General features: G+C 66.8%; 15 protein-coding genes. 6 read left to right on the top strand and 9 right to left on the bottom strand.

The window, feature by feature from the left end; genetic code table 11:
• Window positions 1-29 precede the first annotated feature (29 nt).
• Complete coding sequence (gene pe, locus AU188_RS07600) at window positions 30-1,172, top strand: acyltransferase PE (protein WP_059163123.1); 1,143 nt, start codon at window positions 30-32, stop codon at window positions 1,170-1,172.
• A gap of 5 nt (window positions 1,173-1,177) precedes the next feature.
• Here the strand turns inward: pe and AU188_RS07595 are convergent, their stop codons facing one another.
• Window positions 1,178-1,855 carry a GAP family protein gene (locus tag AU188_RS07595; RefSeq protein ID WP_059163122.1) on the bottom strand — a complete coding sequence of 226 codons (678 nt, stop codon included), beginning with the start codon at window positions 1,853-1,855 and terminating at the stop codon, window positions 1,178-1,180.
• Between the two features lie 83 nt (window positions 1,856-1,938).
• Between AU188_RS07595 and AU188_RS07590 the strand changes: the two genes are divergently transcribed.
• On the top strand, window positions 1,939-2,427 hold the full coding sequence (locus AU188_RS07590; RefSeq protein ID WP_059163121.1) for a flavin reductase family protein: 489 nt from the start codon (window positions 1,939-1,941) through the stop codon (window positions 2,425-2,427).
• A 3-nt stretch (window positions 2,428-2,430) separates the two neighbouring features.
• Here AU188_RS07590 and AU188_RS25485 read toward each other — a convergent pair whose 3' ends face one another.
• The 5 genes from AU188_RS25485 to AU188_RS07570 all read right to left on the bottom strand — a co-directional run bounded on the left by AU188_RS25485 (window position 2,431) and on the right by AU188_RS07570 (window position 6,642).
• Window positions 2,431-2,604, bottom strand: a complete 174-nt coding sequence (locus tag AU188_RS25485) for a hypothetical protein (RefSeq protein ID WP_172799423.1) — start codon at window positions 2,602-2,604, stop codon at window positions 2,431-2,433.
• Window positions 2,605-2,710: 106 nt separating this feature from the next.
• The gene (locus AU188_RS07585) at window positions 2,711-3,463 is read right to left on the bottom strand and encodes a succinate dehydrogenase/fumarate reductase iron-sulfur subunit (protein WP_059163120.1); all 753 of its coding nucleotides are present in this window, start codon (window positions 3,461-3,463) and stop codon (window positions 2,711-2,713) included.
• Window positions 3,463-5,427, bottom strand: coding sequence for a fumarate reductase/succinate dehydrogenase flavoprotein subunit (locus AU188_RS07580; protein WP_059163119.1), 1,965 nt, complete (start codon window positions 5,425-5,427; stop codon window positions 3,463-3,465). The genes AU188_RS07585 and AU188_RS07580 overlap by 1 nt, the downstream gene beginning before the upstream one ends.
• Before the next feature lie 33 nt (window positions 5,428-5,460).
• Entirely contained in the window at window positions 5,461-6,300 is an 840-nt protein-coding gene (sdhC, locus tag AU188_RS07575) for a succinate dehydrogenase subunit SdhC (RefSeq protein WP_059163118.1), read from the bottom strand.
• Between the two features lie 48 nt (window positions 6,301-6,348).
• Window positions 6,349-6,642, bottom strand: a complete 294-nt coding sequence (locus AU188_RS07570; RefSeq protein ID WP_059163117.1) for an Rv0250c family protein — start codon at window positions 6,640-6,642, stop codon at window positions 6,349-6,351.
• A 111-nt stretch (window positions 6,643-6,753) separates the two neighbouring features.
• Between AU188_RS07570 and AU188_RS07565 the strand changes: the two genes are divergently transcribed.
• Complete coding sequence (locus AU188_RS07565) at window positions 6,754-7,512, top strand: isocitrate lyase/PEP mutase family protein (RefSeq protein ID WP_059163116.1); 759 nt, start codon at window positions 6,754-6,756, stop codon at window positions 7,510-7,512.
• A 9-nt stretch (window positions 7,513-7,521) separates the two neighbouring features.
• The gene (locus tag AU188_RS07560; protein ID WP_216636173.1) at window positions 7,522-7,905 is read left to right on the top strand and encodes a hypothetical protein; all 384 of its coding nucleotides are present in this window, start codon (window positions 7,522-7,524) and stop codon (window positions 7,903-7,905) included.
• A 54-nt stretch (window positions 7,906-7,959) separates the two neighbouring features.
• On the opposite strand, the gene AU188_RS07555 is transcribed toward AU188_RS07560, so the two are convergent.
• Window positions 7,960-8,394: an Hsp20/alpha crystallin family protein gene (locus tag AU188_RS07555; protein WP_059163145.1), complete on the bottom strand. Its 435-nt coding sequence runs from the start codon at window positions 8,392-8,394 to the stop codon at window positions 7,960-7,962.
• A 220-nt stretch (window positions 8,395-8,614) separates the two neighbouring features.
• On the opposite strand from AU188_RS07555, the gene nirB reads away from it, so the two are divergent.
• Complete coding sequence (gene nirB / locus AU188_RS07550) at window positions 8,615-11,164, top strand: nitrite reductase large subunit NirB (protein WP_059163144.1); 2,550 nt, start codon at window positions 8,615-8,617, stop codon at window positions 11,162-11,164.
• Window positions 11,161-11,508: a nitrite reductase small subunit NirD gene (gene nirD, locus AU188_RS07545; protein WP_059163115.1), complete on the top strand. Its 348-nt coding sequence runs from the start codon at window positions 11,161-11,163 to the stop codon at window positions 11,506-11,508. The genes nirB and nirD overlap by 4 nt, the downstream gene beginning before the upstream one ends.
• A gap of 116 nt (window positions 11,509-11,624) precedes the next feature.
• On the opposite strand, the gene AU188_RS07540 is transcribed toward nirD, so the two are convergent.
• Both AU188_RS07540 and AU188_RS07535 read right to left on the bottom strand, forming a co-directional pair.
• Entirely contained in the window at window positions 11,625-12,305 is a 681-nt protein-coding gene (locus AU188_RS07540) for a sirohydrochlorin chelatase (RefSeq protein ID WP_059163114.1), read from the bottom strand.
• On the bottom strand, window positions 12,302-13,450 hold the full coding sequence (locus AU188_RS07535; RefSeq protein ID WP_059163113.1) for a uroporphyrinogen-III synthase: 1,149 nt from the start codon (window positions 13,448-13,450) through the stop codon (window positions 12,302-12,304). Before AU188_RS07535 ends, AU188_RS07540 begins: the two co-directional genes overlap by 4 nt.
• Between the last annotated feature and the right edge of the window lie 21 nt (window positions 13,451-13,471).

Genomic DNA, 13,471 nt, shown 5'->3' with positions numbered 1-13,471 from the left:
AGCCGAGGGCGGGGGTGGATCAGACAGCCATGAAACGACTTCTCGCATTCGGCGTTGCAGTGACGACCATCGGCGCGACAGGCTGCTTCGGACTCGGCATCGCGACGGCCGACGAACCACCGGTGATACCGCCGGCCCCCGGCGGCCCGACCGACGTTCCGCTGCCCGAGGGGACGCCGGGCAAGGGCTACGCGCTGGGCGGCGCGCGCGTGCTGGGCATCCCTTACGACGAATACATCATGCGCACCGGAGCGGACTGGTTTCCCGGCCTGGACCGGCAAATCGTCGACTATCCCTCCGGGCAGGTGCAGGGACACACCCTGGAGCGACTGTTTCCGGGCATCGGCAAGCTCGACGACGAAATCATGCCCGGAATGGGCCTCGACGGCCCCAGCGTGGCCGAGTCAGTCGACGTCGGAGCGCCGAACGTCATCAATGCGATCCGGGAGGGCGGTCCCGGCACCGTGCTCGGGCTGTCCGAAGGCGCGATGGTGCTCAACGAGGTCCAGGCCCGACTCGCGTACGACCCTGCTGCCCCGCCGCCGGGTCAGTTGAGCTTCGCGATGTATGGCGACCCGGTGGCGCGGCACGCCTTCGGTGAGAGCTTTCTGACCCGGTCATTCCCGGTCGGAACCCTAACGCCTTTCCTGGACTATCGCGTCCCGCCGCCGGTCGAGAGTCAGTACGACACCTACCAATTCGTCACCGCATACGACAGCATCGCCGACTGGCCGGACCGGCCGGACAACTGGATATCTGTCCTCAATGCGCTCGCGGGTCTCGCGTCCGGTCACACCTCGGTTGCTTTCACCAAACCGAGCATGGTGCCGCCCGGAAACATCCGGACAACTGTGAACTCCCGGGGTGCGAAGACCACGACGTATCTGATTCCCGAGGAACACCTCCCGCTGGTACTGCCCTTCAAGTATCTCGGAGTGCCCGAGGAGACGCTGATCAAGCTCGATCGGGTACTGAAGCCGTATGTGGATGCCGGATATTCACGCGCCGACAATCCGCTGACGGCGCCGATCACGGTGGCTCCGGGCAACGGCTATGACCCCGCGGCCGTCACGGCACCGGCGACCCAGGCCGCGTTCGGAGGCGCCGCCGATCCGCTGTCGCAGATGCTCGCCGGATTCCAGTACGTGCTGAAAAATACGCCGGAGAACTGACCGCGCTACAGGCCGGCGAGCCCCACCCCGAGCAGCACAGCGCCCACTGCGGCCAACAGCAGGGAAACCCCGAGACGGCCTTGCGACCGAACCCACTCGTACAGTGCCGACAGCGACGCGCGGGTTCGGTCCGGGGCCACCAGATAGCACAGCAGCGGGATCTCCACGAGCGCGAACGCCACCACGTTGAACAGCATCAGGGCGCCGAACTGGGTGGCGGCCGCGGCGCCCGATGCGACGATGAGCGCCAGCGCGGCCAGATAGTCGACCGACGGCAGGGCGATACCGAGCCCCGCGACACCCGCCGTCCACAGCGAGCCGCTGTTGAGCAGCTTCCGCGCCCGGGTCGCGAGTGGTGCCAGCATCCGGTTCGCGCGGCCGGGGACGCCGTCGTCCCGGCCACCCCCCAGCACGCCGGTGGCCACCAGCACAGCGTTGATCAACACCACCGCGCCGACCACGATCTGCACCTTCGGCAACGTCGAGGAGTGTCCCGAGCCGAGAGCCGGCCGCAGCACGAACAGCCCGACCAGGCCCACCGAGATTCCCATCACGAAACCGCCTGTGAGGAAGGTGAGTAGCTGCAGAACCGGCTGCGGCCGGTTGATCATCAGCACCGTCATGCCGATCCGGAACGGCTCCAGGCTGACCGCAACGGCCATCATCAGGAGCGTGATCCACATGTCGAGGTCAGGCTACCGCTCAGCGGGATCGGCGTACCCGGACGTGGCCGCCGCGCAGGGCCGCGTGTGAAGATGGACGGGATATGAGCGCCACCGATCTCAGCCCCGCGACACTGCGCGAAGCGTTCGGGCATTTCCCGTCCGGCGTCATCGCGATCGCGGCGGAGGTGGACGGCACCCGCGTCGGACTGGCGGCGAGCACCTTCGTGCCGGTCTCGCTGGACCCGCCGTTGGTGTCATTCTGCGTGCAGAACACCTCGGAGACGTGGCCCAAGCTCAAGGACCTGCCGAGCCTGGGGATCAGCGTGCTCGGCGAGGCGCATGACGAGGCCGCGCGCACGCTCGCCGCCAAGACCGGCGACCGGTTCGCCGGCCTGCAGACGGTGTCGCGCGAGTCGGGGGCGGTGTTCGTCGACGGCACCGCGGTGTGGCTGGAGAGTGCGATCGAGCAGCTGATCCCGGCCGGCGACCACACGATCGTGATCCTGCGGGTCTGCGACATCACCATGCACGCCGATGTAGCCCCGATCGTGTTTCACCGCAGCACGTTTCGTCGGCTCGGCGGCGGGTGATGTTCAGGGGCGAGCGCTGAGCTCCTCGCGGTAGCCGGCCACGCGGCGCTCCAGCTCGTCGGCGTCGACGGGGCGGCCCTCCTTGCGCGCCAACTCGGCGCGGGCGGAAAGCTCGCGGATCGCGGTGCGAATGTCGTTGATGCTGTGTGGTCTCTGATCCGGCTTGTGAGCAGTCACAGTGCCGCCTTTCGTCGTTGATTGGCCGCTGACTGCAGACTACCCACGACGAACCGGCTCATACCGTCGTCGGCTCGAAGCTTTGTGTTCGGGCTCCTACCGGCTCCTACCGGCGCCGGAAAAGCTTGTCGCCGAGCCATACCACTGGGTCATACTTGCGGTCGGCAGCGCGCTCCTTCATCGGGATCAGCGCATTGTCGGTGATCTTGATGTGCTCGGGGCAGACCTCGGTGCAGCACTTGTTGATGTTGCAGTACCCGAGCCCGTTTACTTCCTGAGCGTCCTCGGCGCGACGCTCGTGTACGTCGAGGGGATGCATGTCCAACTCGGCTTGGCGCATCAGGTAGCGCGGACCCGCGTATGCCTCTTTGTTCTCCTCGTGGTCACGGATCACGTGGCAGACGTTCTGGCACAGGAAGCACTCGATGCACTTGCGGAACTCCTGCGACCGGTTCACATCCTCCTGCGCCATCCGGTACTCACCCGGCTGCAGGTCCTTCGGCGGTGTGAAAGACGGTATCTCGCGCGCCTTTTCGTAGTTGAACGAGACATCGGTGACAAGATCGCGAATTATCGGGAAGGTCCGGATCGGCGTGACGGTGACGACCTCGTCGGGCTCGAACGTCGACATCCGCGTCATGCACATCAGCCGGGGACGGCCATTGACCTCCGCCGAACACGATCCGCACTTGCCCGCCTTGCAGTTCCACCGCACCGCGAGGTCCGGGGTCTGGGTCTGCTGCAGACGGTGGATGATGTCGAGCACCACCTCACCCTCGTTGACCTCGACGGAGTAGTCCTGCAGCCCGCCGCCCGCGAGATCGCCGCGCCATACGCGCATGGTCGCTTGATAGGCCATCAGTTGCTCCGTTCTGGATGCTGGGCCAGTTCCTGGTCGGTGAAGTACTTCTCCAGTTCAGAGAGCTCGAACAGGTCGAGCAGATCCTGCCGGACCGGAATCTGGTCTTGTTTGGTGACGCTGACCTCGGGCACCAACTCGGTGTCGTCACTTTCGGCGCGGCAGACCAGCAGGGTCTTGCGCCAATCCGACTCCATCGACGGGTGGTCATCGCGGGTATGGCCGCCGCGACTCTCCGTGCGCTGCAGCGCCGCCTTGGCGATGCATTCACTGACCAGGATCATGTTGCGCAGATCGATGGCCAGGTGCCAGCCGGGGTTGAACGGCCGGTCGCCGTCGATGCGCACCCGCTTGTACCGCTCGCGCAGCTCGGTCAGTTTGTCGAGCGCTTCGCTGATCTCATCGGCCTTGCGGATGATCCCGACCAGGCTGTTCATCGTGTCCTGCAGGTCGAGTTGCAGCGTGTAGGGGTTCTCCGGTGCATCGCCGTTCGTCGCGCTCTCGAACGGCAGCAGCGCCCGTTTGATCGCGTCTTGCACCGCCTGCTCGGACACCTGAGGCCGATCGGTCAGCGCCCGGGCGTAGTCGGAGGCGCCGAGCCCAGCGCGGCGGCCGAACACCAGCAGGTCCGACAGCGAGTTACCACCGAGCCGGTTGGAGCCGTGCATGCCGCCCGCACACTCACCGGCTGCGAACAGTCCCGGAGTAGTGGCCGCAGCCGTGTCAGGGTCGACCTCGATACCGCCCATCACGTAGTGACAGGTCGGCCCGACTTCCATCGGTTCCTTGGTGATGTCGACCTCGGCCAGCTCCATGAACTGGTGGTACATCGACGGCAGGCGTCGCTTGATCTCCTCGGCGGGCAGCCGCGACGCGATGTCGAGGAACACTCCGCCGTGCGGCGAGTTGCGCCCGGCCTTCACCTCGGAGTTGATCGCGCGGGCCACCTCGTCACGCGGCAGCAGGTCCGGCGTCCGGCGCGCGGAGTCGTTGTCCTTCAGCCACTGATCGGCCTCGTCGACGCTCTCGGCGTACTGGCCTTTGAACACGGGCGGGATGTAGTCGAACATGAACCGCGTGCCCTCGGAGTTCTTCAGCACACCGCCGTCGCCGCGCACGCCCTCGGTGACGAGAATGCCCTTGACGCTGGGCGGCCAGACCATGCCCGTCGGGTGGAACTGGACGAACTCCATGTTGATCAGCGTCGCGCCGGCGCGCAGGGCCAGCGCGTGCCCGTCGCCGGTGTACTCCCACGAGTTCGACGTCACCTTGTAGGACTTGCCGATTCCGCCGGTGGCCAGCACCACCGCGGGGGCCTCGAACAAGACGAAGTTGCCCGTCTCGCGCCAGTACCCGAAGGCGCCGGCCACTCTCTTTTCGCCGCCGTTCTCGTCCAAGATCAGGTCGGTGACGGTGCATTCGTGAAAGACCCGGATCCGCGCCTCGTAGTCGCCGAACTCGGCTTTGTCCTCCTGCTGCAGCGAGACGATCTTCTGTTGCAGTGTGCGGATGATCTCCAGGCCGGTGCGATCACCGACGTGGGCCAGCCGCGCGTAGGTGTGGCCGCCGAAGTTGCGCTGGCTGATGCGGCCGTCCTTGGTGCGGTCGAACAGCGCGCCGTAGGTCTCGAGCTCCCAGACCCGGTCGGGTGCCTCCTTGGCGTGCAACTCGGCCATCCGCCAGTTGTTGAGGAACTTTCCACCGCGCATGGTGTCGCGAAAGTGGACCTGCCAGTTGTCCTTCGGGTTGGCATTGCCCATCGCGGCCGCGCAGCCACCTTCGGCCATCACGGTGTGCGCCTTACCGAAGAGCGACTTCGTGATGACCGCAACCTTTTGACCGCGCTCGCGTGCCTCGATGACCGCACGCAAACCCGCGCCGCCGGCACCGATGACGAGCACGTCGTATGAGTGCCGTTCCACCTGTGGTGAGCCGGTTGCGCTGAGAGCCTCGGATTCCGCCATTAAATAAACCTCACTACCGATTGGATAAAGCTGTCAGCCAATGAATCTCAGGTCAGAGATGGCGCCGCTGGCCACCAACATGATGTAGAAGTCGGTGAGCATCAGCGTGCCGAGCGTGATCCAGGCGTAGGCCTTGTGCCTGGTGTTGAGCCTGCTGACCTGTGACCACAGCCAGTACCGGATCGGGTGCTTGGAGAAGTGCTTGAGGCGCCCGCCGACGACGTGGCGGCAAGAGTGGCATGAAACCGTATACGTCCACAACAGGATCACGTTGACGACGAGAATGACGTTGCCCAAACCGAATCCGAAGCCCGACGGCGAATGGAACGCCACGATCGCGTCGTAGGTGTTGATCAGCGAGATGAGCACGGCGATGTAGAAGAAGTAGCGGTGTGTGTTCTGGATGATCAGCGGGAACCGCGTCTCACCGGTGTAGGTCGCATGGGGTTCGGCCACTGCGCATGCGGTGGGCGCCTGCCACACCGACCGGTAGTAAGCCCCGCGGTAGTAGTAGCAGGTGAGCCGGAACAGCAGCAGGAACGGCAGGGACACCGCCGCGTAGGGCAACCACCACACGTCCGGCAGGAACTGACCGAAGTGGCTGGCTTCGGGGATGCAGCCGGACTGCTCGGCCTCGGACCATTTCACGACGCACGGCGAGTAGAACGGCGTCAGGTAGTGGTACTCGGCGACGTAGTACCACTTCTGCATCAACGCGCGGACGAGGCCGTAGATCAAGAACGCGGCGAAGCCGAGATTCACGATCAGCGGCGACTGCCACCACCGGTCGGTGCGCAGGGTGCGTTGCGGAATCTCGGCACGGCTCGCTGAAAAGACGCCGGTCGCCTTGCGGTCGGCGGTGGGTGCGCTCACTGTTGCCTTTCGGTGTCGAGTTGTCCCGGGTGCTGACGGACCTCCGCGTCAGCGGACGCCGCCGAGGCCCTCGTCGTCGACACCGCGCCAGAAATCGGTGTCGTATTGGGTGTCCGGGATCGGGATGCGGTCGCCGGCGCGATGGTGCACCACGCCGCGGGCGAGCTCCAGCTCTTCGGCGTCAATGTCGAGACGGTCGATGTCGTTGAGGATGCGTTCGGCGTCATTGACGATGCGACGCGTCGCCGGGGAATCCCCGTACCTCGACGCCAGCGATGTCACGCACCGCCGCAGGCTTCCGATTAGCTCATGCAGCTCGGCAAGTTCGGTAGTGCTGGACAATTGACCTCCTTGGGCTGAAGGGTGTCAGGCATCACAGTACGACACCCGATGCTAGCTACATCATGCAGTCCACCGTGAGACAGATCACGTCAAACCGAAGGAGGCGGCTCGATGCCCGACCAGGTACTCAAAGAGCGTGCCGAGGCCCTGCTGGCGTTGCACCAGCCCGGAAACCCGGTCATTCTGCCGACCGTCTGGGACGCCTGGTCGGCGCGGCTCGCGGTCGGCGAGGGGTTTGCTGCGCTGACCGTCGGCAGTCACCCGATGGCGGACTCGGTCGGCAAACCCGACCAGGAGGGCATGGCGTTCGACGATGTCGTCACGCGCGTCAAGCAGATCACTGCGGCGGTCGATGTGCCGGTCTCGGTCGATCTGGAATCCGGCTACGCCCAGTCCCCGCGGCGCCTGATCGACGGACTGCTGGAGGCGGGCGCGGTCGGGCTGAACATCGAGGACACCGTGCACAGCGAGAACGGCAGGCTGCGGTCGGCCACCGAGCACGCGGAGTTGGTCGGCGCGTTGCGGGAGGCGGCCGACGGCACCGGTGTGCACGTGGTGATCAATGCCCGCACGGACCTGTTCCTGCGCAAGGACGGCGACGACGCCGACCGTGTCGACCGCGCGGTGGCCAGGCTGACCGAGGCGGCTGCCGCGGGCGCCGACGTGCTCTACCCGGTCGGCCGTCATGACCCGGACACCTTGCGCCGCTTGACATCCGAGTTGCCGCTACCGGTGAACGCGATCGGTGTGCCCGATCAGGACGACCCGGCGTCGTTTGGCCCCTTGGGGGTGGCACGCGTCAGCTTCGGACCGTTCCTGCAGGCCGCGTTGTCGACGCGGGCCAAGGAGTTGTTGCAGCGGTGGGTCTAGGGGGCGGCGGTGGCTGACGACGATCGGAACTGGGAGGAGCAGGAGCCGCTGATCATCGCCGCCGGTGTGGCGGCGGTGGTGCTGGTGGCGATCCTGATCTATGCGGTGATCCGTACCGCGGACGCCGCTCGCGTCCCGGAAACAATTCCGCCGCCTGCACCTTCGTCGACTCCGTCGGTGTACACCACCTCGCCGACGACCACCACCAGTTACACCACCCCGAGCGTGCAGACCACGGAAGTCAGGACGCCGGAGCCGCCCCCGACCACAACCACCGCCAGTCCCACCACGACGACCACGACGACGGATCCGTATGAGACGACGACGTCGGATCCGTATGAGACACCGACATCGGATCCGTATGGAACGACGACGGAGACGACCGGCGGCTGAGACCACAAAACCGGTGGAACCTCGCCGGTTCCACCGGTTTTGGTGTCGTGAGCGCTACTTGTTTTCGATCGCGATGCGCTGCGTCTCGGCGCCCTTGTGGGCCCCGGCCACCCGCACCGTCAGCACACCGGCGTCGTACGACGCCGAGATGGCGTCGCCGGTGACGTGGGCCGGCAGCTTGAACGACCGGCGGAACGACCCGTAACGCACCTCGCGAAGGCTGCGACCATCGCGGTCCTCGGCGCGCTCGTCGCGACGCTCACCGTGGATGACCAGATGGCCGCGGTCGACCTCGACGGTGACGTCCTTCTCGACGTCGACGCCGGGCAGTTCGACGCGGACCAGCGCGTCGTCACCGTCCCTGACGATTTCCGCGGCGGGGGTGAACGCGCCCGCAAACCAGTCGTCGGCGGTGGCGGGGCCGAAGAAGTCGCGTACCCACCGGTCGATGTCCCACGCGGGACGAGTCCGTAATGCCAGAGTGCTCATGTACATCCTCCTCGCTGTTGACCGGCACCGCACCGGTCGCCATCTGGTTAAACTTGAGTCACTTACGCTCATGTTCCCGGCCCGTCTTCGCTGTGAGCGAAGCCACGCCGCAGAGCTCAAAACCGGTCTCACATCGGTCGTCGAACCCTGTGAGCACACCGTGATCGGCGCTTCACACGAGGCGACATTGCGGCAATATCGGCTGCTTAACGTCGGCGGCATGCGGTCAACGAGAAACGTGGTGGTTGTCGGACACGGCATGGTCGGTCACCGGTTCGTCGAGGCGCTTCGCTCCCGGGACGCCGACGGCGACTGGCGTGTCACCGTCCTTGCCGAGGAGGCCGACGCCGCCTACGACCGCGTCGGGCTCACCGGCTACACCGACCATTGGGACCGCAACCTGCTCGCGCTACCGGGTAATGACTACCGGGGCGACGATCTGGTCGAGCTGCGGTTGGCCACGCGGGTGACCGGGATCGACCGGACCGCGAAGGAGGTGCTCACCGCCGACGGTCAGCGCGTGCCCTACGACGCGTTGGTGCTGGCCACCGGATCGTATGCGTTCGTTCCGCCGGTGCCGGGGCGTGACCTGCCGGTCTGCCACGTCTACCGGACCCTCGATGACCTGGACGCCATCCGGGCCGGTGCGAACGCCGCGCGCGATTCCAGAACGCCGGTCGGCGTGGTGATCGGCGGCGGCCTGCTCGGCCTGGAGGCGGCAAATGCGTTGCGCACCTTCGGCTTGAAGACACACGTCGTCGAGATGGCGCCGCATCTGATGGCGGCGCAGCTCGACGAGGCGGGCGGTGCGTTGCTGAGCCGGATGGTCAAAGGCCTCGGCATCGAGGTGCACACCGGTGTCGGCACCGAGAGCATCGTGCCGGTGCAACGCAACGAGCCGCTGCGCAAATCCGACCGAGACGATTCGGTGCGGTTGTCGCTCAACGACGGCAGCCATATCGACACCGGCGTGGTCGTGTTCGCCGCCGGGGTGCGCCCGCGCGACGAACTGGCCCGCGAAGCCGGCCTGGATGTCGCCCAGCGCGGCGGCGTGCTCACCGATTTGACCTGTGTCACAAGCGATCCCGACATCTACGCCATCGGCGAGGTGGCCGCGATCGAGGGCCGCTGCTACGGGCTGGTCGGCCCCGGGTACACCACCGCGGAGGTGGTGGCGGACCGGCTGCTCGGCGGTGCCGCGGAGTTCGGTGAAGCCGACATGTCGACCAAGCTCAAACTGCTCGGCGTCGATGTGGCCAGCTTCGGTGATGCTCAAGGCCGCACGCCCAACTGCCTGGAGGTCGTGGTCAACGACCCGGTCAAGCAGACCTACGCCAAACTGGTGCTCTCCGATGACGCCAAGATCCTGCTGGGCGGCATCCTGGTCGGTGACGCGTCGGCCTACGGTGTGCTGCGCCCGATGGTCGCCAGCGAGCTGCCCGGGGACCCGCTGTCCTTGATCGCGCCGGTCTCGGACGGCAGCGCGTCGGGCCTGGGAGTCGGTGCGCTACCGGACATCGCGCAGATCTGCTCGTGTAACAACGTCACCAAGGGGGACCTGACCGGCGCCATCGCCGGCGGCTGCTGCGACGTGCCGAGCCTGAAGAAGTGCACGCTGGCGGGCACGTCGTGCGGCTCGTGCGTGCCACTGCTCAAGCAGCTGCTCGAGGCCGAGGGTGTCGAACAATCCAAGGCGCTGTGCGAGCACTTCAGCCAGTCGCGCGCCGAGCTGTTCGAGATCATCAGCGCCACCGAGATCCGCACCTTCTCCGGCCTGGTCGAACGGTTCGGCACCGGAAAGGGTTGCGACATCTGCAAACCCGTTGTCGCGTCAATTCTCGCGTCGACCAGTTCAGAGCACATTCTCGACGGTGAGCAGGCCTCGCTGCAGGATTCCAATGACCACTTCCTGGCCAACATCCAGAAGAACGGCAGCTACTCGGTGGTGCCGCGGTCACCCGGCGGGGAGATCACTCCCGAGCAGTTGATCCTGATCGGTGAGATCGCCAGGGACTTCAACCTTTACACCAAGATCACCGGTGGCCAGCGCATCGACATGTTCGGCGCGCGGGTCGATCAACTGCCGGAGATCTGGCGCCGGCTGGTCGAGGGTGGCATGGAATCCGGCCATGCCTACGGCAAGGCGCTGCGCACGGTGAAGAGCTGTGTGGGCAGCACATGGTGCCGCTACGGTCAGCAGGATTCGGTCGACATGGCGGTCACCATCGAGAAGCGCTACCGCGGTCTGCGAGCGCCACACAAGATCAAGATGGCGGTCTCGGGCTGCGCCCGCGAATGTGCGGAGGCTCAGAGCAAGGACGTCGGCGTCATCGCCACCGAACAGGGCTGGAACCTCTACGTCTGCGGGAACGGCGGCATGTCGCCCCGGCACGCACAGCTGCTGGCCGGCGACCTCGACGACGAGACGCTGATCCGCTACATCGACCGGTTCCTGATGTTCTACATCCGAACCGCCGACCGGTTGCAGCGCACGGCGCCGTGGTTGGAGGCGCTCGATGGCGGCCTCGAGCATCTGCGCGACGTGGTCTGCAACGACTCGCTCGGCCTGGCCGCCGAATTCGAAGACGCCATGGATCGACACGTCGCCGGCTATGCCTGCGAATGGAAGGGCGTGTTGGAGGACCCGCAGAAACTGTCGCGGTTCGTGTCGTTCGTGAACGCCCCGGATGTTGACGACCCCACTGTCGAGTTCACCGAGAGTTCGGGACGCAAGGTCCCGCTCGCGATGCCGAAGGTGCCGCAAAGATGACCGTGCTCAACGAAACCCAGGTATGGACGTCAGCCTGTCGCTATGACTTCCTGATCCCCAACCGCGGCGTCGGCGTGCTCCTGGCCGACGGTGGTCAGGCGGCGCTGTTCCGCCTCGACGACGGATCGCTACACGCGGTCGGCAACATCGATCCGTTCTCCGGCGCGGCGGTGATGTCACGCGGCATCGTGGGTGACCGCGGCGGACGTCCGACCGTTCAGTCGCCGATCAAGAAGCAGGCGTTCGCCCTTGACGACGGTGTGTGCCTCGACGACCCCGAGGTCTCGCTGCCGGTCTACCCGACGCGGCTCACCGCCGACGGTCACGTCGAAGTCCGCGGCTAGCTTTTCCTCGCGAGCCTTTCCTCGCGAGCTGGGCCCACGCCAAAGGCAGGGGAGCGCAAAGTGACCCATTTTCGGCCATTTTCGGGGCAGCTTGCGTCTGTTCGCCAAAAGAACTCTCAGGCCGCCAACGGCAGCCGGGCACGGCGGAACCGGTTGGCGATCAACCGGACCATCGCGGGGTGGGTACCCAGCGGATCGGCCACCGCGTCGGCCCCACCGGCGCGCAACCGGTCTTGGAACAGGCCTTCGGCCAGAAGGTATGAGGCGACCACCACCCGCCGCGCGCCGCTGCGGCGCAGACTCGCCACCGCGTCGGCGACCCGCGGCTCGCCGGTGGCGGCATACGCCAGCTCGACCCGGTCGCCGATCACCGCCGACAGCAGCGCCGACATGCGCCGCAGATCAGACAACGCACCCGCATCGGAGGTGCCCGCTGCCGCCAGCACCACGGAATCGCCTGGCCGCCAACCACATTCGATCAGCCGATCGGTCAGCACGCGGGTCAACTGCGGGCTGGGACCGAGCGCGTCGGCGATCGTCACGCCGGGGTGTCCGCTGGCCGCTACGTGTGCGGGGATGTCGGTGTTGACGTGATATCCGCGGGACAGGAACGCTGGCACCAGGATCGTGCGATCGGGCAGGCTCTGCAGCACTTCGCTCGGTGTCGGGCCCAGTACGTCGACGAACGCGACGTGGACGCGGGCGCCCAGCGCGGTCGACACCTGATCTGCGAGGTTCCCGATCAGCGACACCCCGCTCTGTTTGCGGGTGCCGTGCGCCACCAGCAGGTAACTCATGGCGCCACCGCCAGACTGTCCTCGACGGCCAGCCGGTAGCCGCGCTTGACGACCGTCGACACAATGTTCTTGTCGCCCAACGCCGTCCGTAGTCGCAGCACCGCGGTTTCGACCGCGTGGGTGTCGGTGCCGTTGCCGGGCAGCGCCCGCAGCAGGTCGGCGCGCGACACCACCGCGCCGGGCCGGTGGGCCAGCGCGCGGATCGTCGCCATGCCGGCCGGCGACACCGGCTTGACCACACCGTCGACCAGCACGCAGGTGCCGCGGATCTCGAGCAGATGCCCGGCCACCCGAACCGTCCGCGCGCACAGCAGCGGCAACTCGTCGGTGATGTGACGGACCAACGCGCCCAACCGCATTCGGTCTGGCGCCGACGTCGGCACTCCGAGCCGCGCCAGCGGTCGGGCGGTCACGGGCCCGACGCACATCGCGTGCACGTCACCGCGAAACGCCGCGAGCACCTGGCTCTCCAACCCAAGTTCCCTGGCCCGCAGCAGAACCGACGCGACCGCGGGCGCCGAGGTGAAGCTGACCGCGTCGAACTTCTCCTCGGCGATGCCGGCCACCAGCTGGTCGAAGTCCCCGTTGTGTGGCGCCGGATGCCACCGGTACACCAGGATCGGTACGACTTCGGCGCCGGCGGCACGCAACTCGTCGAGAAACTCGGGGAACGGGTCCCACTCATCGGTCGCGCCGTGCATCTGTACCGCGACGCGCTGACCGGCGATCCCGCCCGCGACGAGGTAATGCACCAACTCGCGCGACGACTCCGAGTCCGGAGACCACTCCTCGGGCAGGCCGGCCGCGCGTAGGGCGCCCGTCGCCTTGGGCCCACGGGACAGGATGCGCGCCTTTGCGAGCGCGTCGATCAGGTCGTTGGCGAGGCCCCAGCCGTCGGCGGCGGCGATCCAGCCCCGGAAGCCGATGCCGGTGGTGGCGATCACGATGTCCGGTGGCGCGTCGATCAGAGCTCGAGTGTGCGCGCGCAACACGTCGTCGTCGGGCAGCGGCACCATCTGGATCGCCGGCGCGCTGGTCACCGTCGCACCGCGGCGGCGCAGCAGCGCGCTCAACTCGTCGGCACGCCGGGCGGAGGTCACCGCCACCCGGAAGCCGGTGAGCGGCGCCCAGTCGGGCTCGGTCATGCGACATGTGTATGCAGTGCA

Origin of the sequence: Mycobacterium sp. IS-3022, from assembly GCF_001500065.1 — a bacterium.
Taxonomy (GTDB): Bacteria; Actinomycetota; Actinomycetes; order Mycobacteriales; family Mycobacteriaceae; genus Mycobacterium.
This window is presented reverse-complemented; position numbering and strand designations above follow the sequence as displayed.